Here is a 21,755-nt window from a genome sequence, read left to right as displayed (position 1 = left end):
GCCCCGGGCCTCAGCGACCCGGGCGGGTCACGCTGTTTTCCCGGCTCCGCTCCGCGTCACCTCGAAGCTGTCGATCCGCGCCCCGCTCTCCGCCAGCGCCGTCACCCGCAGCCGCGGGTGGCGGCCCGGCTCGGCCTCGACCGCGAGGAAGGAGTAGCCGGTGTAGCGCACCCGCGACCACTCCACCTTGTCCGGGCTCTTCGCACCGCCCTTGACCCAGTGGTAGCTGTCGACGCTCTCCACGTCCTTGACGTGGCCCTCGTAGCTGTCGGGCACGGGGAAGTCGTAGAGCGACTTGCCGGCGCCGCCTGCGGTTACGTACACGATGCCGTCGCGGGTGGAGTCCACGCTCTCGCCGATCGGGACCTTCTTCGCCACCCGCGTGCCCTTTATCGCGTCCGTGCGCTCGTAGACGTGGTTATGGCCGTTGATGACCAGGTCCACCTTGTGCTTCTCGAACAGCGGCACCCAGGCGTCGCGCACGCCGCCGTCGGAGGCGTGGCCGTTCGTGGTGGAGAAGGCGCAGTGGTGGAAGAAGATCACGATGAAGTCGATGCCGCGCTGCTTCCGCAGCTCCCCGAGTCTGCGGTCGAGCCAGGCGGTCTGGCGGCCGCTGCTGTAACCGGTGTTGGCGGTGATCTCGTACGAGACGTCGTTGGCGTCCAGCGCCACCACGGCCACGTTGCCGTAGGTGAAGGAGTACACGCCCGGCGAGTGCCGCGGGTCGAAGCCGTTGGCCGGCAGCGACCAGCGGGCGCTCTGGCCGCCGTAGCCGTTGGGGGAGTACCAGGCCTCCATGTCGTGGTTGCCGGTGGTCACCATCCACGGCACGGACTTGGCGACCGTCTCGGTCTGGGCCAGGAAGTTGTCCCACTGGCGGGCGTCGTAGACGTCGCCCGTCGTGCCCGAGCCGTCGGGGTCGGCGTAGCAGATGTCGCCCGCGTGCAGGTGGAAGACCGGGTTCTGGCCCAGGATCAGCTGGTCGTTGGCGAGCGCGTGGTAGCTGACGCCCTGGTCGCCGAAGGCGGTGAAGACGAACTTCTCCGACCGCGCCGGAGCCGTGCGGAAGGTGCCGATCGTGGAGAAGTGGCGCGGGTCGGCCGGGTCGAAGCCGTCGTGGCCGACGCCGTAGTAGTACGTCTGACCGGGGCGCAGGTTGTCCAGCGCGGCGTGCAGATAGACCTGGTCGACGGCCGGGAGCTTCTTCGACAGGGCGGGCGTGTGCAGACCGCGCACCTCGGCCTCGATCTTGTGGCTGAGGTCCCAGGGCTTGACGCCGATGCGCACGTACGGGCGCTTGACGGCGAACGGCACCTGCCAGGAGATGCGCATCTGTCGCTGCGGGTCGGCGCCGAAGGCGAGGTGGCGGCCGAACGGGGCGACGAGCGAGCCGTCGACCTTGGAGGTGGCGGGCGAGGAGAGCAGGGTCGGGGAGAGCGGGGCGGAGGCGAGCGGCCGGGCGGATGCGCTGCCGAGGCCGGGGCCGCCCAGCAGGCCGGTGCCCGCGACCACGCCGGCGGTGGCGGCGCCCGCGCGCAGCATGCCGCGCCGGGTGAAGCGCCCGGAGTGCTGGGCGCGCAGGTACTCGTGCTGCTCGGGCATGGTCATGCGGCGTGCAAGGCGGTCGGGGATGCCTACCCGTGGTGTGTCCATGACCGGCAACGTGCCAGGAATCGGCGACCGCGTCACGTACTTCGGGTGAACGCAATCTGACCGAATCGCAATGTGTCCGTATCGTGGACGGTGCGTGTCAAAGCTCGGGACGGAGAGTACGGTCCCGGTATGTCTCGCAGCCTTCGTCTCGCAGTGATCCCCGGTGACGGCATCGGTCCCGAAGTGGTGGTCCAGGGCCTCAAGGTCCTTGCCGCCGTGCTCCCTTCGGACGTCAAGCTCGAGACCCGGGAGTACGACCTCGGCGCCCGCCGCTGGCACGCCACCGGCGAGACCCTGCCGGACGCCGAGCTGGACTCCCTGAAGGACCACGACGCCATCCTGCTCGGCGCGATCGGCGACCCCTCGGTGCCCTCCGGCGTGCTGGAGCGCGGCCTGCTGCTCAAGCTGCGGTTCGCCTTCGACCACTACGTCAACCTGCGCCCCTCCAAGCTCTTCCCCAACACGGCCACCCCGCTCGCCGGGCGCCCGGAGATCGACTTCGTCGTCGTCCGCGAGGGCACCGAAGGCCCGTACACGGGCAACGGCGGCTCCCTGCGCACCGGTACTCCCGCCGAGGTCGCCACCGAGGTCAGCCTCAACACGGCCTACGGCGTGGAGCGCGTGGTCCGGGACGCCTACGAGCGCGCCAACGCCCGGCCCCGCAAGAAGCTCACCCTCGTGCACAAGAACAACGTGCTGGTGTACGCCGGGCATCTGTGGAAGAACATCTTCGACACGGTCGGCCGGGAGTACCCCGAGGTCACCACCGACTACCTGCACGTCGACGCCGCCACGATCTTCTTCGTCACGCAGCCCGAGCGCTTCGACGTGATCGTCACCGACAACCTCTTCGGCGACATCCTCACCGACCTCGCCGCCGCGATCACCGGCGGCATCGGGCTCGCCGCCTCCGGGAACATCAACCCCGGCGGCGCGTACCCGTCGATGTTCGAGCCGGTCCACGGCTCCGCGCCCGACATCGCGGGCACCGGCAAGGCCGACCCCACCGCCACCGTCCTGTCCGTGGCGCTCCTGCTGCGCCACCTCGGCTACGAGGCGGAGGCGGCCCGGGTGGAGACCGCGGTGGCCCAGGACGTCACGGCCAGGGACGGTGCTCCGCGCAGCACGGAGCAGACCGGCGACGCCCTGGTGTCGCGGGTCCTCGCCGCTTCCGTAACCAACTGATCCGGCCGCTGTTCCCGCGCGCGGCCGGATGCCACCATCGATTCCCGGCCGCGCGCACGTTTTCCGTCGGGCACCCCACGAGCGATAATCGAACGTGGGGCCGCGATATGAGGCGATGCTCGGACGTCCTCGATCCCATCGGGTGACAGTGAGCGCGGTCCGCCACACACCAAGGTGAAGGACATGCATTCATGACGACGCCCACGATCGAGCTCAAGCCCTCCTCGCACCCGCTGTCCGACGCGGAGCGGGAGCAGATTCTGGCCAGCCCCGGCTTCGGCCGCCACTTCACCGACCACATGGTGACCATCAAGTGGACCGAGGGCCGTGGCTGGCATGACGCCCAGCTCACCCCGTACGCGCCGCTGTCCATCGATCCGGCCAACATGACCCTGCACTACGCGCAGGAGATCTTCGAGGGCCTCAAGGCCTACCGTCGTCCCGACGGCTCGGTCGCCACCTTCCGTCCCGAGGCCAACGCCCGGCGCTTCCAGGCCTCCGCCCGCCGCCTCGCCATGCCCGAGCTGCCGGTCGAGACCTTCATCGAGGCGTGCGACGTCCTGGTCCAGCAGGACAAGGCGTGGGTCCCGGCGCACGGCGGCGAAGCCTCCCTCTACCTGCGCCCGTTCATGATCGCGACCGAGGTCGGCCTGGGCGTCCGCCCCGCCAACGAGTACCTCTTCATCGTGATCGCCTCCCCGGCGGGCCCGTACTTCCCCGGCGGCGTCAAGCCCGTCTCCGTCTGGCTCTCGGAGGACTACGTCCGCGCCGTCCCGGGCGGCATCGGCTTCGCCAAGACCGGCGGCAACTACGCGGCTTCGCTGCTCGCCCAGGCCGAGGCGGCCGAGAAGGGCTGCGACCAGGTGGTCTGGCTCGACGCACTGGAGCACAAGTGGGTCGAGGAGATGGGCGGCATGAACCTGTACTTCGTGTACGGGGACAAGATCGTCACCCCCGAGCTGACCGGCTCGCTGCTGGCCGGCGTCACCCGTGACTCGCTGCTGACGGTCGCCAAGGACCTGGGCCTTCAGTCCGAGGAGGGCCGGATCTCCACCGACCAGTGGAAGCGCGACACCGAGAACGGCACGCTCACCGAGGTCTTCGCCTGCGGCACGGCCGCGGTGATCACCCCCGTCGGCTCGGTGAAGTCCGAAGGCGGCGCATGGACCCAGGCCGACGGCAACCCCGGCGAGGTGACCATGAAGCTCCGCAAGGCGCTGCTGGACATCCAGACCGGTGCCGCCGAGGACGTCCACGGCTGGATGCACCACCTCGGCTGACCGCCCCTCGCACACGTGCGTGCGTCGTGTTCGCGAAGCCCGTGAACACGACGCCCGTGAACACAACGCACGCAAGTACGCGTGATCGTTGCCGCCCGGACCCTTGTCCGAAACCGTGCCGTTCCGCCACCGTGATGGCCCATGGGACAGCACTGGAAGAAGATATGGGTCGGGTCGGCGGGCAACATGGTCGAGTGGTTCGACTGGTTCGTCTACGCCGTCTTCGCGACCTACTTCGCGGACGCCTTCTTCCCCAAGGGAAATGACACCGCGAACCTGATGAAGACCGCCGGCATCTTCGCCGTCGGATTCTTCATGCGGCCCGTCGGCGGCTGGCTGCTCGGCCGCGTCGGCGACCGGCGCGGCCGCAAGGCGGCGCTGACCCTGACCGTGACGCTGATGTCCGCCTCCGCCGTGCTGATCGCCGCCGCCCCCACCTACGCGGTCGCGGGCTACGGCGGCGTGGCCGTGCTGCTGGTGGCCCGGCTGCTCCAAGGGCTGTCCGTCGGCGGCGAGTACGCGGCCAGCGCGACCTACCTCACCGAGGCGTCCGCACCCGGCCGCCGGGGCTTCGCCTCCAGCTTCCAGTACGTCTCCATGACCGCGGGCCAGATCCTCGGCCTCGGTCTGCAGATCGTGCTCCAGCACACCCTGACCAACGCGCAACTGCACGCCTGGGGATGGCGCATCCCCTTCGCCGTGGGCGCGGTCGGCGCGGCCGTCGTCTTCTACCTGCGGCGCAACATGCTGGAGACCGAGGCCTACGAGGAGAGCGGCACCGCGGCCGACGACCGCGGCACGATCCGGGCGCTGCTGCAGCACAAGCGGGAGGCGCTGCTGGTGGTCGCGCTGACCATGGGCGGCACGGTCGCGTACTACACGTACACGACATACCTGACCAACTACCTCTCCCACAGCGCCGGGATGCCCAAGCCGACCGCCAGCCTCGTCAGCTTCTTCGCCCTGATCGTCTTCGCCTGCCTCCAGCCACTGGCGGGCGCGCTCTCGGACCGGATCGGACGCCGCCCGCTGCTGATCACCTTCGCGGTCGGCGCCACCTTCCTCACCGTGCCGATCATGACGTGGCTGCGGCACGCGGGCTCGTTCTGGCCCGCCCTCGGCCTGTCCGTGCTGGGCCTGGCCATCGTCACCGGCTACACCTCGATCAACGCCTGTGTGAAAGCCGAGCTGTTCCCGACCGGCATCCGGGCGCTGGGCGTCGCCCTGCCCTACGCGCTCGCCACCGCCCTCTTCGGCGGCACGGCCGAGTACGTGGCCCTGTGGTTCAAGAACGCCGGCATCGAGTCCGGCTACTACTGGTACGTGGCGGGCTGCGCCGCCGTCTCCCTGGTCGTCTACCTCACCATGCGCGAGACCCGGGACATCGACCTGAAGCAGGTGGGGCGGGAGCCGGCCGGTGAGGCGGAGCCGGACCGGGTGCCCGCATCGTGAGACCCTCCCGCGCGGGGGCGCGATGCTGTGCAAGGATGCCGGGCATGCTCCAGTTCGCCATGATTATTGGTGACAGGCGCGCCGGTCCGCAGTGACCGCCCCGTACCACCCGTACGGCGCGGACACCGTCGTCCCAGACCCGCGCGCAGACCTCTCGCACCCGCGAGAGGTCTTTTCGTTTCCCGGCCCACCCTGCCCGGGGCGAAGCGCACGCGGGATCATAGGGGGACGGTGGAACCGGTCATTCCGGTAGACCGAGATCCCGACAGGAGTCAGATCAGCCATGTCAGCAACGACGGACGCAAACGCGGCGACCGACCGTCCCGACGACGGCTTCCACGTCTTCGACACCACGCTGCGCGACGGCGCCCAGCGCGAGGGCATCAACCTCACCGTCGCGGACAAGCTGACCATCGCCCGGCACCTGGACGACTTCGGCGTGGGCTTCATCGAGGGCGGCTGGCCCGGGGCCAACCCCCGGGACACCGAGTTCTTCCGCCGGGCCGGCGAGGAGATCACCTTCCGGCACGCCCAGCTCGTCGCCTTCGGCGCCACACGCAAGGCGGGCATCCGCGCCGAGGACGATCCGCAGGTCGCAGCCCTGGTCGACGCGCAGGCGCCCGTCGTCACCATCGTCGCCAAGTCCCACGACCGGCACGTCGAACTCGCCCTGCGCACCACGCTGGAGGAGAACCTCGCGATGGTGCGCGACACGGTCGCCTACCTGCGCTCCCGGGCCCGCCGCGTCTTCGTCGACTGCGAGCACTTCTTCGACGGCTACCACGCCAATCCGCAGTACGCCACGCAGGTCGTGCGCACCGCACACGAGGCCGGCGCCGACGTGGTGGTGCTCTGCGACACCAACGGCGGCATGCTCCCGGCCGCCGTCGAGCGCGTCGTACGGGCCGTACGGGAGGCCACCGGCGCCCGCCTGGGCATCCACGCCCAGGACGACACCGGCTGCGCCGTGGCCAACACCCTGGCCGCCGTGGACGGCGGCGCCACCCACGTGCAGTGCACCGCCAACGGCTACGGGGAGCGGGTGGGCAACTCCAACCTCTTCCCGGTCGTGGCCGCCCTGGAGCTCAAGTACGACCGCCGCGTCCTTCCCCCCGGCAAGCTGGCCGAGATGACCCGCATCTCGCACGCCATCGCCGAGGTCGTCAACCTCACGCCCTCCACGCATCAGCCGTACGTGGGGGTTTCCGCCTTCGCACACAAGGCCGGGCTGCACGCCTCGGCGATCAAGGTGGACCCGGACCTCTACCAGCACATCGACCCCGAGCGGGTCGGCAACACCATGCGGATGCTGGTCTCCGACATGGCCGGCCGGGCGTCCATCGAGCTCAAGGGCAAGGAGCTGGGCATCGACCTGAGCGGCGACCGCGCGCTCGTCGGGCGGGTGGTCGAGCGGGTCAAGGAGCGGGAGCTCGCGGGCTACACGTACGAGGCCGCCGACGCCTCCTTCGAACTGCTGCTGCGCCAGGAGGTCGAGGGCCGGGCCCGCCGCTACTACCGGGTGGAGTCCTGGCGCGCGATCGTCGAGGACCGCCCGGACGGTACGCACGCCAACGAGGCGACCGTGAAGCTGTGGGCCAAGGGGGAGCGTATCGTCGCCACCGCCGAGGGCAACGGCCCGGTCAACGCGCTCGACCGGGCGCTGCGCGTGGCGCTGGAGCGCATCTATCCGCAGCTGGCGGCGCTGAAGCTGACCGACTACAAGGTCCGCATCCTCGAAGGCAGCCGGGGCACGGGCTCGATCACCCGGGTCCTGGTCTCCACGAGCGACGAGCGCGGCGAGTGGTCGACGGTCGGCGTCGCGGAGAACGTCATCGCCGCGTCCTGGCAGGCGCTGGACGACGCCTATGCGTACGGGCTGCGGCGCGCGGGGGTCGAGCCGCAGGAGTAGGCCGGATCTCCGGGGAAGGGGCGGGGTGCGGGCGCACCTAGCGGCCGTACTCCGTCCCCAGCCCCGCCCCCAGCAAGTCGTACGCCCGGTCCGCGTCGCGGTGCGCCTCCGGCAGCGCATCGGCGATCCGCCGCCCCCCTGCCAGCTTGCGCCAGTTCTCCTGGGCGAGGCGCTGGTGGACCGTGATGATCTGCGCGGCCGCCAGCCCCGCCGTCAGCGCGTCGCCCCCGCCCGCCGCCGCGAGGGCCTCGGCCAGCAGCTCCTCGTCCCGGTCGGCGTAGCGGATCAGGCGGGCCAGCAGGCTGGGCGTGGTGTAGAGCATGTCGTTGAACGCCCGGACCGTCGCGTTGTCGTTGAGGCCCGTGACGGGGTCGTGGGCGTCGAGGCGCTCGTGGAAGTGCGTGCGCAGCGCGGCCAGGGGCGAGCGGCCCGCCGGGCGGCCGGTGACGACGCGCGCCGCCTCGCCCTGGTGGTCGGCGATCCGGTACAGGGCCAGATCTTCCTTGGCCGGGAAGTAGCGGAAGAGCGTCGGCTTGGACACCTCCACCGCGGCCGCCACGTCCGCGACCGACACCTGGTCGAAGCCGCGCTTGAGGAACAGCTCGACGGCGGTGTCGGACAGCGCCTGACGCGTGCGCTGCTTCTTGCGTTCCCTCAGCCCCGTCTCCTCAGTCACGAGGTCACCCTAGCAGGTGACGTTACTCGGAAAGTTTTGTTACTCGGTTGCATTTTCTTTCGAAGGGGTCTTTCATGGGATCACCGACAACGGAGGGATCCGCATGACCGCCGCCACCCCCACCGCCGTGCTGATCGCGGGCGCCGGCCCCACCGGCCTCACCCTGGCCTGCACGCTCGCCCGGGCCGGAGTGCCCGTGCGGATCATCGACAAGTCCCCCGAGTTCCACCGGGGTTCCCGGGGCAAGGGCCTCAATCAGCGCAGCCGCGAGCTGTTCGACGACCTGGGCGTGGGGCGCGAGGCCGCCGAATCCGGCAGCGAACACATCGCCTTGCGCAAATACCGCCACGGCGTCGCCATCGCCGACTCCATCGCCTTCGACGACCGTGCCCCCACCCCCGACACCCCCTACGCCAGCGGGCTCCTCATCCCGCAGTGGCGCATCGAGGAGATCCTGCGCGGCAGGCTCGCCGAATATGGTGTCGAGGTCGAACTGGGCCGTGAGCTGACCGAGTTCACCCAGACCGAGTTCACCCAGGATGGGGGCGGGGTGACGGCGCACCTCGCCGACGGCGGGCGCATCGAGGCCGCCTATCTCGTCGGCTGCGACGGTGGCCACAGCCGTGTGCGCAAGGCCCTGGGCATCGCCTTCGACGGCGAGACCGAGGCCGAGGAGTGCATGGTGATCGGCGACGTCCGGGCCGACGGCCTCGACCCCGCCTACTGGCACCAGTGGTTCGACGAGGACGCCGCCATCATGCTCTGCCCGTTCCCCGGCACCGCGCACTGGCAGTTGCAGGGCTCGCCCGAGCGCGACGCCGAGGGGCGGCTCGTACCGCCTTCCCTGGAGACCTTCCAGCGCCTCTTCGACCGCTGCGCCCGCCGGCCCGACATCCGCCTGACCGATCCCACGTGGACCTCCGTCTACCGCATCAACGTCCGCATGGCCGACCGCTTCCGCGTCGGCCGGGTCTTCCTCGCCGGGGACGCGGCGCACGTCCACTCCATAGCCGGCGGCCTCGGCATGAACACCGGCATCCAGGACGCCTTCAACCTCGGCTGGAAGCTCGCCTTCGTCCTCCGCGGGCTGGCGGGGCCCGCGTTGCTGGACACCTACGAGGAGGAGCGGCTGCCCGTCGCCGCCTGGACGCTCAACCTCACGAACGAGCGGCTGCGGGCGGTGGTGGAGGGCATCAAGGAGGCGGGCGTCGGGACGGAGACGGTGGTCACCGATGACATCACGACGCTGGGGGTGAGCTACCCCTGGAGCTCCCTGACGGGCCCCGGACCGCTGGCGGGGGAGCGGGCGCCGGACGGAAAGTGCGCGGAGGGGCGCCTCTTCGAGGCCTTCGCGGGGACGCGCTTCACGCTGCTCGGCTTCGGCCCCGGCACCACGGGGGCACTGGCGAGGGCACTGGACGGGGTGGGGGAGGGGGCGGGGGAAGGGATACGGACCGTTCTCGTCGACGATGACGACGCCCGGAAGGCCTACGGCCTGCGCGGCGAAGGCCTGGTGCTGGTGAGGCCGGACAACCATGTGGCGATGAGTGTGGGGCCGGACCGGGCGGAGGAGATCGCGAGCTATCTCAAGGCGCTTGCCGGATAGGACCCTTCGGCGGCGGCGGCGACGGCCGACGGCCCGGGTCCGGGGCGGATCCCCGGTTCGGGAGGGGGCGGGGTGGGGGAAGAAACGGCTGTGGCCACCCACTGGACCCGCCGCGCATTCCTTGCCGCCGCTGCCCTGGGCGCACTTGCCGCCCCGGCCGTGGCAGTCGCCGACGACGACGAATTCGGCACCCTGCGCCATCGCTGGCGCACCCTCCTCCTCGGCACCGGCTTCGACCCCGCCGCCGACCCCTACGCATCCGCCCTGCGGCACACCGCCGACCTCGCCCGCGCCCACCGGGCGAGCATGCGCCCGGCCCCCGGCTCCCTCTGGCCCGACGCCCCCTTCGATCCGCCCGCCGGTATCACCCAGAGCTATGCGCGCCTGGCCGCCATGGCCCAGGCCTACGCCCAGCCGGGCACCGGCCTGACCGGTGACGCCGGGCTCGCCACAGCCGTGCTCACCGGCCTCGACCACCTCCACGACCGCGTCTACCACCCCGGCACAGTGCGCTACGGCAACTGGTGGGAGTGGCAGATCGGCAGCCCCCGTCTGCTCCTGGACACCCTCGCCCTCCTCCACGATGAGGCGGGCGAGGCCCGCAGATCCGGATACCTCGCCGCTGTCGACCACTTCGTGCCCGACTCGATGCTCGGCTCCTACACCGGCACCAGCACCGGTGCCAACCGCGTCGACTTATGCCGCGTCGTCGCCCTGCGCGGCATCCTCGGTGCGGCCCCCGCCAAGATCGCCCTGGCCCGTGACGCCCTCTCACCCGTCTTCCCCCACGTCACCACAGGCGACGGCTTCTACGCCGACGGCTCCTTCATCCAGCACAGCTGGGTGGCTTACACCGGCACCTACGGCTGTGTGCTGCTCGACGGGCTCGGCCGCCTCTTCACCCTGCTCCACGGCTCGTCCTGGGACGTGACCGACCCCAAGCGGCAGCTCGTCCTCGACAGCGTCGAGAAGGCCTTCGCGCCCCTGATCCACAACGGCCTGATGATGGACAGCGTCTCCGGGCGCGCCATCAGCCGGGGCGTCCAGGCCGATGCCCCGCCCGGCGCCCCCGCCCAGAGCGACCACCAGCGCGGACATGCGGTCATCGCCGCGGTCGCCCTGCTGGCCGCAGGGGCGAGCCAGGCCGAGCGGGACCGCTGGCACGGACTGGTCAAGGGCTGGGCCGCCCGGGACACCACCAGCCCGCTGCTCACCGACCCGCAGTTCCCCGTCGCCGACCTCGCCCGGCTCGCCGCCGTCGACGCGAGCCCCGTCCCCGCCGCCCCCGAGCCCATCGGCCACCGGCTCTTCCCCGCCATGGACCGGGCCGTGCACCGCCGCCCCGGCTGGGCGGCCTGCATCGCCATGGCCTCCGACCGCATCACCCACTACGAGAACGGCAACGGCGAGAATCCGCGCGGCTGGCACGCCGGCGCCGGCATGCTCACCTGGTGGCCCTCCGACCGCTGCGGCGATCAGTACAGCGACGGATTCTGGCCCACCGTCGACCCCTACCGGCTGCCCGGCACCACCGTCTCCGCCCTCCCCCTCGCCGACAACCAAGGCGGCGGCTGGGGCGCACCCAAGCCCGCCGTCCGGTGGGTGGGCGGCGTCACCGACGGCGAGTTCGCGGCAGTCGGGCAGCACCTCAAGGGGCTGGGCTCCACGCTGGAAGCCCGCAAATCCTGGTTCTGCGCCGACGACGCCGTGATCTGCCTGGGCGCGGGCATCAGCGCACGGGACGGCACCACCGTCGAAACGATCATCGACAACCGCAACCTCAACGGGGAAGACAGTGCCCGCCTCACCGTCGACGGCGAACCCCAGCCCAGCGACGGCGACGACTGGGCGGAGACCTTCGAGCGCGCCCACTGGGCGCACCTCGAAGGACACGGCGGATACGTCTTCCCCGGCGGCGCCCCGCTGGAGGCGCTGCGCACCCGGCGCACCGGCTCCTGGCGCGACATCAACGCGCTCGGCTCGCCCGCCCCCGTCACCCGCCGCTACCTCACCCTCAGCCACCCGCACGGCACGGACCCCGAGGACGGTTCGTACGTCTACCTGCTCATGCCCGGCGCCGACGCGCACACCGTCGCCGCCCGGGCCGCGGCGCCCGCCCGGCTCGCCGTCCTCGCCAACACCTCCGCGTGCCAGGCCGTGCGCCTGCCGGCCGCCGGCCTGACCGCCGCCAACTTCTGGACCGCGGGCACGGTCGGTGCCCTCACCGTCACCGCACCCGCCTCCGTGCTCGTCCGGCAGCGCGGCCGCACCGCCACCGTCCACCTCGCCGAGCCCCCGCGCACCGGCGCCCCCGTGGAGCTCACCTGGCACCGTCCGGTCACCCGCGTCACCTGGCACGACGACACGGTCCGGGTCCTGGCCACGGGTGAAACGATCCGCCTGCTCGTCACGCCCGGCGCATCCTGCATCACGCACGGTTGCCGCGTCGAACTGGGCTGAGCCCGCCCCGCCCCACCCCGGCCGACCGGGGCCAAGCGCCCCATACCACGGTCGGCCCTAGGGGGATTTGTGGAGTGCCAACAGCGTGGGAGGGCCGGTCGAACGCCGACAACTGATAAGGGCGCTGTGCAGTTCTGTTCTGCCTGCCCACCAAATCGCGCAGTACGTTGTACGGAACCGACATGATGTTCCGGAGCCCCCGCCGCGTACCGTCTATCCATGAGCAATCTCGAAGGTGCGCCCGTAGAGGCGAGTGACGTCCGTGGGCGCGTCGCCGAGCTGCACGCGATCCGTGAGCAGGTTCGGCGTGGCCCGAGCGAGCGGGCTACCCAGGCGCAGAAGGCCAAGGGGAAGCTGACCGCTCGCGAGCGCATAGATCTGCTGCTGGACGAGGGCTCTTTCACCGAGGTGGAGCCGCTGCGCCGGCACCGCGCTTCGGGGTTCGGCCTGGAGGCGAAGCGGCCCTACACCGACGGTGTGATCACCGGTTGGGGAACCGTGCACGGGCGGACCGTGTTCGTCTACGCGCACGACTTCCGGATCTTCGGCGGCGCGCTGGGCGAGGCCCACGCCACCAAGATCCACAAGATCATGGACATGGCCATCGCGGCCGGTGCCCCCCTGGTCTCCCTGAACGACGGCGCGGGCGCCCGTATCCAGGAGGGCGTCTCGGCGCTCGCCGGTTACGGCGGCATCTTCCAGCGCAACACCAAGGCCTCCGGCGTCATCCCGCAGATCAGCGTGATGCTCGGCCCGTGTGCCGGCGGTGCGGCCTACTCCCCGGCGCTGACCGACTTCGTGTTCATGGTCCGCGAGACCTCGCAGATGTTCATCACCGGCCCCGACGTGGTCCGTGCCGTGACGGGTGAGGAGATCACCCAGAACGGGCTCGGCGGCGCCGACGTGCACGCCGAGACCTCCGGCGTCGCCCACTTCGCCTACGACGACGAGGAGACGTGCCTCGAAGAGGTGCGCTACCTGCTGTCGCTGCTGCCGCAGAACAACCGCGAGAACCCGCCGCGCGTCGCCAGCGAGGACCCGGCCGACCGCAGCGGCGAGGCGCTGCTCGACCTGGTGCCCGCCGACGGCAACCGCCCCTACGACATGCGCAAGGTCATCGAGGAGCTCGTCGACGACGGCGAGTACCTCGAGGTCCACGAGCGCTGGGCCACCAACATCATCTGCGCCCTGACCCGGCTGGACGGCCAGGTCGTGGGCATCATCGCCAACCAGCCGCAGTCCCTCGCCGGTGTCCTGGACATCGAGGCGTCGGAGAAGGCGGCGCGGTTCATCCAGATGTGCGACGCCTTCAACATCCCGATCGTCACTCTTCTGGACGTACCCGGGTTCCTGCCCGGCGTCGACCAGGAGCACGGTGGGATCATCCGGCACGGCGCCAAGCTGCTGTACGCGTACTGCAACGCCACCGTGCCGCGGATCTCGGTGATCCTGCGCAAGGCCTACGGCGGTGCGTACATCGTGATGGACTCCCAGTCGATCGGCGCGGACCTGACGTTCGCCTGGCCGACCAACGAGATCGCGGTCATGGGCGCGGAAGGCGCGGCCAACGTGATCTTCCGCAAGCAGATCGCGGAGGCCGACGACCCCGAGGCGATGCGGGCCCGCATGGTCAAGGAGTACAAGGCCGAGCTGATGCACCCGTACTACGCGGCCGAGCGCGGCCTCGTGGACGACGTCATCGATCCCGTCGAGACCCGGTCGGTCCTCATCCGCTCGCTGGCCATGCTCGCCAACAAGCACGCCGACCTGCCCTCCCGCAAGCACGGCAACCCGCCCCAGTAACGGAGACGACCCCATGAGTGACACGCTCGTACGCGTCGAGAAGGGCACCGCGGACGCCGAGGAACTGGCCGCCGTGACCGCCGTCCTCCTCGCCCGCGCCGCCGCCGGCAACCCGGACGCCACCCCCGCCCGCCCCCGCCGCACCGCGGCCGGCTGGCGCCGCCTGGAGCGCACGCCCGGCTTCCGGGCGCCGCACAGCTGGCAGGGCTGACAACCCCTCCTCGGCAGGGCTCACGCCCCGCACGCCGAGCGAAACGAAGCCGAGCAAAACGACAAGGTCCCCGCACTCCCGAGGAGTGCGGGGACCTTGTCGCATCCGTGCTAGCGGAGCCGCGCCATGAGGGCATGCTCGACGAGCGTGATGAGGGCGCTCTTGGCCTCGTTGCGATGCCGGGCGTCGGTGGTGATGATCGGCGCGTCGGGGCCGATCTGGAGGGCCTCGCGGACCTCTTCGGGGGCGTACGGCTGGTGTCCGTCGAAGCCGTTGAGGGCGATGACGAAGGGCAGGCCGCTGTTCTCGAAGTAGTCGACGGCGGGGAAGCAGTCGGCGAGGCGGCGGGTGTCGACGAGCACGACGGCGCCGATGGCACCGCGCACCAGGTCGTCCCACATGAACCAGAAGCGGTCCTGTCCGGGCGTGCCGAACAGGTACAGGATCAGGTCCTGGTCCAAGGTGATACGGCCGAAGTCCATGGCCACGGTCGTCGTGGTCTTGTCCGGCGCGTGGGTGAGGTCGTCGATGCCCGCCGAGGCGGAGGTCATGACGGCTTCGGTGCGCAGCGGGTTGATCTCCGAGACCGCGCCGACGAACGTGGTCTTGCCCACGCCGAAGCCACCCGCCACCACGATCTTTGCGGAGGTGGTGGAGCGGGCTGGCTCGCCGCTAGAGGTTCCGAAGTCCACTGAGCACCCTTTCGAGCAGTGTCACGTCAGGCTGGCCGCCGGCGGACGCGTCGCCGCCGGGCTGATGAATGGCGACGAGTCCGGCCTCCGCCAGGTCGGCGACGAGGATTCGGGCGACGCCGAGCGGGATGGACAGAAGTGCCGAGATCTCGGCGACCGATTTGATCTCACGGCACAGGAAGCAGATGCGCTGGTGTTCCGGCAACTGCCCTTGGAGCTGGGACGTCTGGGCCGTGGTGTGCACCAGCGCCTCGATGGCGAGCTGGTAACGCGGCCGAGTCCGGCCGCCGGTCATCGCATAAGGACGGACCAGCGGGTTGTGCTTGCCGCCCGCGGGGGACGACGGTGCGCGCCGGTGCTGCTGAGGCTGGGACGGCACGTGCGGAGGGCGCTGCTGCTCCGGCATGGCCTGGTGGCTTGGTGAGGAGGGGAAGTTGAAGCGGTTCAACGGGGGTTGAGCCTGCTGGTCATTGCCATACGGGTAACCGCCTGGGGGCGTTGCCACGTTTCCTCCTCCAACTTGCCTGTCTGCTGCTGGTCGCGCCACCGCACCTTATGGCGCGGTGGCGCGAAACGCACTGCCTCTTTGCTAGTTGAGAAGGCTCCCCTGCAGTTCGGACCGGAGCTCGGGCGTCAGCACATTGCCCGCCCGGTCCACCAGGAGGGCCATCTCGTAGCCCACGAGGCCGATGTCGCACTCCGGGTGCGCCAGCACGGCCAGCGAGGATCCGTCGGAGACGGACATGATGAAGAGGAAGCCGCGCTCCATCTCCACCACGGTCTGGTTGACGGCGCCGCCCTCGAAGATCCGGGAGGCACCCGCGGTCAGCGAGGTCAGCCCGGAGGCGACTGCCGCCAGCTGGTCGGCGCGGTCCCGCGGAAACCCTTCGGACATCGCCAGAAGGAGTCCGTCGGCGGAGACCACGACGGTGTGGGACACCCCTGGGGTGTTGTCCACGAAACTGGTGATCAACCAGTTCAGGTTCTGCGCCGCCTGGCTCATCGGGCTCACACTAACGCTCCTGATCGTAGGTGCCGCCGGGGCCGTAGCCCTGGTCGTGTTGCTCATGCTGGTCGTGGGCGGAGGCCGAGGTGGGCTCGGTCCCCGCGTTGCGCCCCTGCTGGATGCCGCGGCGCAGGTTCGCCAACCTGCCGCGGACATCCTCCGGTGCGCGGGATACCTGGGGGCCGCTCTGCGCGGTCTGGGCCGCCTTGCCCTCGACCAGGTTGGCCTTGGGTATGCGGCGGGGGAGTCCGGAGGAGGTCACTCCGCCGGCCTTCGGGTCCTTGAGCCGCTCGGCGCGGTGCCAGCGTTCGTCGTTGGCCGACCGCCACTCGGAGTTGTCGCTCTCCTGAGGCTGCGGGACCTCCTGCCGGGACCGCTCCGGTTCTGCGCCGTCCCTCGTGGCCTCCTCGCCCGTCTCGGTTTGCTGCCACCGCTTGTCGCGGCGCGGCAGACCGGACCCGGTCAGCGAGGGGGAGCCGCTCGAGGCGGGGCCCGGACGGTCGAACTCTACGCGCTCCGGCTGGGCCGTGTCAGCGGACGGCTGGGATTCCGGCTCCGCTGCGTAGTCCTGGCCGTACCCGTGCTGGTACGTACCCTGCTCGGCCCACTCCCCTTGGTACGCGGGGGCGTTGTAGTCGCCGTAGGTCTGCGAGGAGTCCGCCGGCTGCTCGGCGTAGCCGGATTCCGCGTAGGCGGTCTCCTGGTACTGCTGGGCGTTGTACTGCTGCTCGCCGTACTGCTCCTGGGCCTGCTGGGGCATCTGCGGCTGCTGGGCCTGCGGCGCGGGGGCCTCGGCCTGCGGCTGCTGGTACGGGGGCGGGGCCTGCGGCTGCTCGTACTGCTGCTGGGGCACCTCGTCGCGGAACAGCGGGCGCTGGCCCTCGGGGCCCTGGGAGCCGAGCGACGCACGGCGCTCCTCGCGCTGCAGCGAGCGGCCGACCGGGTCCATCGCGCCGGGGGCGCTCTGCCGGTCGTTCTCGCCCGCCTCGTAGCGGGAGTCGTCGAAGCCCAGCTCCGCCGCGGTGCGCTGACCGGCCTGCGGGGCCGACTGCTGCTCGGGGACCATCCGGGAGACCGTGAAGTCGTCCGGGGCGCTGTCCTCGCCACCACCACCGTGGGTGATCGCGTCCGGCAGCATCACCAGGGAGGTGGTGCCCGCCTGCTCGCCCGAGGGGCGCAACTGGACGCGGATGCCGTGCCGGGTCGCCAGGCGGCCGACCACGAACAGACCCATGCGCTGGGAGATCGCGGCGTCCACGGTCGGCGGGTTGGCCAGCTTGTGGTTGATGTCCGCGAAGTCCTCGGCGGTCAGGCCGATGCCCTTGTCGTGGATCTCGACCATGACGCGGCCGTCGGGCAGCCGGGTCGCGGTCACGCGGACCTTGGTGTGCGGGGAGGAGAACGTGGTGGCGTTCTCCAGCAGCTCGGCGAGCAGGTGCACGAGGTCGGTCACGGCGAGGCCGTGGATCTCGGCCTCCGGGACGCCGCTGAGCTCGATGCGCTCGTAGGCCTCCACCTCGGAGGAGGCGGCGCGCAACACGTCGACCAGCGGGATCGGCTGGTCCCAGCGGCGGCCGGGCTCCTCGCCGGCGAGAATCAGCAGGTTCTCGCCGTTGCGCCGCATACGGGTGGCCAGGTGGTCGAGCCGGAAGAGGCTCTCCAGCTGGTCCGGGTCCGCCTCGTTGTTCTCCAGCTCGGTGATGAGGGTCAGCTGGCCCTCGATCAGAGTCTGGTTGCGGTGCGACAGGTTGGTGAAGATCGCGTTGACGTTGCCTCGCAGCAGCGCCTGCTCGGCGGCGAGCCGCACGGCCTCCCGGTGCACCTGGTCGAAGGCGCGGGCCACCTGCCCGATCTCGTCCTTGGTGGTGATCGGGATCGGCTCGGTGCGGGTGTCGACCCGGCCGGGGTTGGTCCGCGAGAGCTGGTCGACCAGCGCGGGCAGGCGCTGCTCGGCCACGTCGAAGGCGGCGGCGCGCAGCCGCAGCATGTTGTTGCTCATGGAGCGGGCCATCCTGCCGGCCACGAGGAAGGCCACCAGCAGGGCGAACACCATGATCGAGGAGTTGACGATGGCGTCCTGCTGGGCGGAGGAGGAGATGTTCTCCGCCTCGTTCACGGCCTTGTCCGCCAGCTGCTCCTCGACGGAGCGGTACGCACCGAACTTCGCCGTGGAGGCGGCGAGCCAGCTGTCGGCGGTGATGCCCTTGGCCTTGAGCTGCGTGTTGGTGGCGCCGGACATGATGACCAGGGCCATCTTGTTCTGCTCGTCCACCTGTCCGTCGTGGCCCAGGGCGTCGTTGAGGCGCTTGATGTCCTCTTCGGTGCCACCGGCCTCGTACTCGCCGCGGGCGATGTACTCGAGGAAGTTGTAGGAGGAGAACGCCGTCAGCAGCGTCTCGTGCTCCTTGGCCGTGCCGGGCTTGAGCAGCAGGTGCACGCCGATCGAGCGCTGCAGCGACTCGGCGGCCTTCGCCAGCGACACCGCGTAGACCATGCGGCCGTACGAGGTGACGTTGCCGGTGCCCAGGCCCAGCTCGTTGGTGAACGCCATGAGGGGACGCTGGATGGCGCCGTAGCCGTCCTCCGTCTTCGCCCCTTCCAGGGCAGGCGTGTAGGCGGCCTGGCGCAGCTTGGGAAGCGTCGGCTCGGCATCGCGCACCAGCTTCAGCCGGCGCTGGAGGCTCGGGGTGTTCGGCATGCTCTTGACGCTCTTGTCGAACGCCGCGCGAGCACTGTCCGTGGTCTCCCGGGCCTTGGCGATCGCCGGGTCGTCCCGGTTGCCTTCGAGCATCGGCTTGGCGCTGATGTCGCGCTCGTCGATGACGGCGTGGGCGTAGGTGGCCGCGGCCCGCACCACACGTGCGGTGTTCGCGGCGTCCTTCGCCTCGGTCCAGGTGTCGACGGACTTGTTGACGTCCAGTCCGCCGAAGACCAGGGCGATGATCACCGGGATGAGCAGGATCGCGTTCAGCCGGACGGGCACGCGCCAGTTGCGGGGCGAGAATCTCCCGCCACGACCCTCGGCGGGCGCGGGGGACTCGGGCATATCGGACGGTGGCACCGCGGAACGCGAGGGCGGGGTGAAGTTACCCCGCGCGTCTCGCGTCTGCTGCGCGGCGCCCGTCTTTCTTCGCCTCACTCGACCAACAACCTCTCGGCGTCGGCACCTGTGCTGTGCCGTTTATCTGCTGAGCCGTGACTGCTCAGTCCGGGAATTCCAGCACGTCGGGCAGGTGCATTCCAAACAACGGACAGAGCCCGTGAAGGGCGCGATTTGCCTGACATAAAACGGGCATTAAGGCCGAGCCACGCCAAATGGCCGAGGAAGTGTGTGCACAGCGAAGTTGGCCGGACGCGCCCTGTGGTCGCGTCCGGCCAATTCTCTGTCGAAACGTTATGAATACCGAAGTGGTCCGTGGTCAATGCCACAACTCACGCCCCGTCACATCCGGGGTGTGTACCACGTTATTTCAGCCGCGCCATCAGGGCGTGTTCCACCAGGGTGATGAGGGCGCTCTTGGCCTCGTTCCGGTGGCGGGCATCGGTGACGATGATCGGTGTGTCGGGGCCGATCTGGAGGGCCTCGCGGACCTCTTCGGGGGCGTACGGCTGGTGTCCGTCGAAGCCGTTGAGGGCGATGACGAAGGGCAGGCCGCTGTTCTCGAAGTAGTCGACGGCGGGGAAGCAGTCGGCGAGGCGGCGGGTGTCGACGAGCACGACGGCGCCGATGGCACCGCGCACCAGGTCGTCCCACATGAACCAGAAGCGGTCCTGTCCGGGCGTGCCGAACAGGTACAGGATCAGGTCGTCATCGAGGGTGATGCGGCCGAAATCCATCGCCACGGTGGTCGTGGTCTTGTCCTGGACGTGGCTCAGGTCGTCGATGCCCGCCGAGGCGGAGGTCATCACGGCTTCGGTCCGCAGCGGGCTGATCTCCGAGACCGCGCCGACGAACGTCGTCTTGCCGACGCCGAAGCCGCCCGCCACCACGATCTTCGCGGAGGTGGTGGAGCGGCCGACGGCGCCTGTGTTAGAGCTTCCGAAGTCCACTGAGCACCCTTTCGAGCAGTGTCACATCCGGCGTACCGCCGGACTCGCCGCCGCCCGGCTGGTGGATCGCCACCATGCCGGCCTCGGCCAGGTCGGCGACCAGGATCCGGGCCACACCGAGCGGCATGTTCAGCAGCGCGGAGACCTCCGCGACCGACTTGACCTCACGGCACAGGAGGCAGATCCGCTGGTGCTCGGGGAGCAGGTTGCCGAGGTGAGCCGGGTCGGCCGTGGAGCTGACCAGTGCCTCGATGGCGAGCTGGTAGCGCGGCCGGGTCCGGCCGCCCGTCATGGCGTAGGGGCGGACCAGCGGCTGGTCGCCTTCACTCCCGTACGACGCGTGATGATGCGAAGCGCCGTACGGGCCGGGCGAGGCGGGCGGGGTCATGAATCCTCCGGGCGGGACAGCAGGATGGCAATGATGCCGTCGAGCGGGGGGCCGGTGGTGGGTTTTCGGCCTACGGTCGGACGGGACATGCGGTGTACGTGGGGTCAGTTCAGCAGGCTGCCCTGGAGCTCGGACCGGAGCTCGGGCGTCAGGACATTGCCCGCGCGGTCGACCAGCAGGGCCATTTCGTAGCCCACGAGGCCGATGTCGCACTCCGGGTGCGCCAGGACGGCCAGGGACGATCCGTCGGAGACGGACATGATGAAGAGGAAGCCGCGCTCCATCTCCACGACGGTCTGGTTGACGTGACCGCCTTCGAAGATCCGGGAGGCACCCGCGGTCAGGGAGGTCAGCCCCGAGGCGACCGCGGCCAGTTGGTCGGCGCGGTCCCGCGGGAAGCCTTCGCTCATGGCCAGCAGCAGTCCGTCGGCGGAGACCACCACCGTGTGGGACACCCCCGGGGTGTTGTCCACGAAGTTGGTGATCAACCAGTTCAGATTCTGCGCCGCCTGGCTCATCGGACTCAACTAACGCTCCTGCTGATAAGTGGGGTCGACGTGGTGACTGCCGGTGGCCGAGCTGTTTCCGGCCTGACGTCCCTGCTGGATACCCCGGCGGAGATTGGTCAGTCGGCCGCGTACGTCGTCGGGCGCACGCGAGACCGCCGGACCGGTCGGAAGGGACTGCTGCTGCTGGGCGGTGCCGTCGACGAGGTTGGCTCGCGGCACGCGCCGCGGCAGCCCGGACGAGGTGGTGCCGCCCGCCGCGGGCTCGCGGACCTGCTCGGCCCGGCGCCAGCGCTCGTCGTTGGGGGAGGCGGCCCAGTTCTCCTGCGAACCGCCCGCGGCGGCCGGGGCGTTCTGGGCGTTCTGGGCGTTCCCACCGCGGCGCGGCAGCGACCGGTCGCTGTCGGCGGGCTGCTCGGGCACGGCGGCCTGGCCCTCGGCGGTGCCGCGGAACCAGTTGGACTCCAGCTCCTCGAAGAGCGGCGTCCGGCCGTCACCGAGCAGGTCCGTCTGCGACGTGCTCTCGGTCAGCGGGGTCTCGCCGGGCTGGGCGAACTGCCCCGTGGTCGAGGACTGCGTGTCGCCGGGCGCGGTCGCGGGCTGCGCGAACCGGCCCGTCGTACCGGACTGCGACTCGCCGGCTGCGGGCAGCTGCGGGAACTGGCCGGTGTCGCCGGGGCCCGTGGGCTGGGCGAACTGGCCGGTGGTGCTGCCGAGCTCGTCGGGGCGCGCGAACTGGCCGGTGCTCTGCCGGTCGGCGGGACGGGCGAACTGGCCCGTGTTGCCGGCTGCGGGCAGCTGCGGGAACTGGCCGGTGTCGCCGGGGCCCGTGGGCTGGGCGAACTGGCCGGTGGTGCTGCCGAGCTCGTCGGGGCGCG

At 70.6% G+C, this 21,755-nt stretch carries 17 protein-coding genes and 1 pseudogene; 8 read left to right on the top strand and 10 right to left on the bottom strand.

The features are described 5' to 3' along the window. Positions 1-27: 27 nt before the first annotated feature. A complete protein-coding gene (locus tag FHS39_RS00625; protein ID WP_184345768.1) occupies positions 28-1,653 on the bottom strand; it encodes a purple acid phosphatase family protein in 1,626 nt (541 codons plus the stop codon). Positions 1,654-1,782: 129 nt separating this feature from the next. On the opposite strand from FHS39_RS00625, the gene FHS39_RS00620 reads away from it, so the two are divergent. From FHS39_RS00620 to cimA, 4 genes are all read left to right on the top strand, one after another. Then, entirely contained in the window at positions 1,783-2,838 is a 1,056-nt protein-coding gene (locus FHS39_RS00620; protein ID WP_184345767.1) for a 3-isopropylmalate dehydrogenase, read from the top strand. 191 nt (positions 2,839-3,029) lie between these two features. After that, positions 3,030-4,118 (top strand): branched-chain amino acid aminotransferase, encoded by a 1,089-nt coding sequence (locus FHS39_RS00615; RefSeq protein WP_184345766.1) that lies wholly within the window; start codon positions 3,030-3,032, stop codon positions 4,116-4,118. A gap of 141 nt (positions 4,119-4,259) precedes the next feature. Beyond that, the gene (locus FHS39_RS00610; RefSeq protein ID WP_184345765.1) at positions 4,260-5,570 is read left to right on the top strand and encodes an MFS transporter; all 1,311 of its coding nucleotides are present in this window, start codon (positions 4,260-4,262) and stop codon (positions 5,568-5,570) included. A 283-nt stretch (positions 5,571-5,853) separates the two neighbouring features. Then, positions 5,854-7,479: a citramalate synthase gene (cimA, locus tag FHS39_RS00605; protein WP_184345764.1), complete on the top strand. Its 1,626-nt coding sequence runs from the start codon at positions 5,854-5,856 to the stop codon at positions 7,477-7,479. A gap of 37 nt (positions 7,480-7,516) precedes the next feature. Here cimA and FHS39_RS00600 read toward each other — a convergent pair whose 3' ends face one another. Further along, the gene (locus tag FHS39_RS00600; protein WP_184345763.1) at positions 7,517-8,155 is read right to left on the bottom strand and encodes a TetR family transcriptional regulator; all 639 of its coding nucleotides are present in this window, start codon (positions 8,153-8,155) and stop codon (positions 7,517-7,519) included. 103 nt (positions 8,156-8,258) lie between these two features. Between FHS39_RS00600 and FHS39_RS00595 the strand changes: the two genes are divergently transcribed. The 4 genes from FHS39_RS00595 to FHS39_RS00580 all read left to right on the top strand — a co-directional run bounded on the left by FHS39_RS00595 (position 8,259) and on the right by FHS39_RS00580 (position 14,235). Further along, positions 8,259-9,761 carry an FAD-dependent monooxygenase gene (locus FHS39_RS00595; protein ID WP_184345762.1) on the top strand — a complete coding sequence of 501 codons (1,503 nt, stop codon included), beginning with the start codon at positions 8,259-8,261 and terminating at the stop codon, positions 9,759-9,761. 90 nt (positions 9,762-9,851) lie between these two features. Further along, positions 9,852-12,221, top strand: coding sequence for a polysaccharide lyase family 8 super-sandwich domain-containing protein (locus FHS39_RS00590; protein WP_184345761.1), 2,370 nt, complete (start codon positions 9,852-9,854; stop codon positions 12,219-12,221). Positions 12,222-12,440: 219 nt separating this feature from the next. Then, the gene (locus FHS39_RS00585) at positions 12,441-14,024 is read left to right on the top strand and encodes an acyl-CoA carboxylase subunit beta (protein ID WP_184345760.1); all 1,584 of its coding nucleotides are present in this window, start codon (positions 12,441-12,443) and stop codon (positions 14,022-14,024) included. A gap of 13 nt (positions 14,025-14,037) precedes the next feature. Then, entirely contained in the window at positions 14,038-14,235 is a 198-nt protein-coding gene (locus FHS39_RS00580; protein ID WP_184345759.1) for an acyl-CoA carboxylase subunit epsilon, read from the top strand. A gap of 110 nt (positions 14,236-14,345) precedes the next feature. Here FHS39_RS00580 and FHS39_RS00575 read toward each other — a convergent pair whose 3' ends face one another. The 8 genes and pseudogenes from FHS39_RS00575 to FHS39_RS00540 all read right to left on the bottom strand — a co-directional run. Further along, positions 14,346-14,927: an ATP/GTP-binding protein gene (locus FHS39_RS00575; RefSeq protein ID WP_184345758.1), complete on the bottom strand. Its 582-nt coding sequence runs from the start codon at positions 14,925-14,927 to the stop codon at positions 14,346-14,348. Further along, complete coding sequence (locus FHS39_RS00570) at positions 14,908-15,432, bottom strand: DUF742 domain-containing protein (RefSeq protein WP_078848004.1); 525 nt, start codon at positions 15,430-15,432, stop codon at positions 14,908-14,910. The genes FHS39_RS00575 and FHS39_RS00570 overlap by 20 nt, the downstream gene beginning before the upstream one ends. Positions 15,433-15,516: 84 nt before the next feature. Further along, positions 15,517-15,930, bottom strand: a complete 414-nt coding sequence (locus FHS39_RS00565; RefSeq protein WP_078848005.1) for a roadblock/LC7 domain-containing protein — start codon at positions 15,928-15,930, stop codon at positions 15,517-15,519. A gap of 10 nt (positions 15,931-15,940) precedes the next feature. Then, a complete protein-coding gene (locus FHS39_RS00560; RefSeq protein WP_425507721.1) occupies positions 15,941-19,072 on the bottom strand; it encodes a sensor histidine kinase in 3,132 nt (1,043 codons plus the stop codon). 326 nt (positions 19,073-19,398) lie between these two features. Then, a complete protein-coding gene (locus FHS39_RS00555; RefSeq protein ID WP_184345756.1) occupies positions 19,399-19,983 on the bottom strand; it encodes an ATP/GTP-binding protein in 585 nt (194 codons plus the stop codon). Beyond that, positions 19,964-20,371: a DUF742 domain-containing protein gene (locus FHS39_RS00550; protein WP_184345755.1), complete on the bottom strand. Its 408-nt coding sequence runs from the start codon at positions 20,369-20,371 to the stop codon at positions 19,964-19,966. The genes FHS39_RS00555 and FHS39_RS00550 overlap by 20 nt, the downstream gene beginning before the upstream one ends. A gap of 104 nt (positions 20,372-20,475) precedes the next feature. After that, positions 20,476-20,889 carry a roadblock/LC7 domain-containing protein gene (locus FHS39_RS00545; RefSeq protein ID WP_184346598.1) on the bottom strand — a complete coding sequence of 138 codons (414 nt, stop codon included), beginning with the start codon at positions 20,887-20,889 and terminating at the stop codon, positions 20,476-20,478. 9 nt (positions 20,890-20,898) lie between these two features. Continuing rightward, a pseudogene (locus FHS39_RS00540) lies at positions 20,899-21,755 on the bottom strand (histidine kinase); the annotation flags it as partial.

Origin of the sequence: Streptomyces olivoverticillatus, assembly GCF_014203555.1 — a bacterium.
Taxonomy (GTDB): domain Bacteria; phylum Actinomycetota; class Actinomycetes; order Streptomycetales; family Streptomycetaceae; genus Streptomyces; species Streptomyces olivoverticillatus.
Note: the sequence above shows the minus strand (reverse complement) of the source record. Positions and strands in the feature narration are given on the sequence as shown.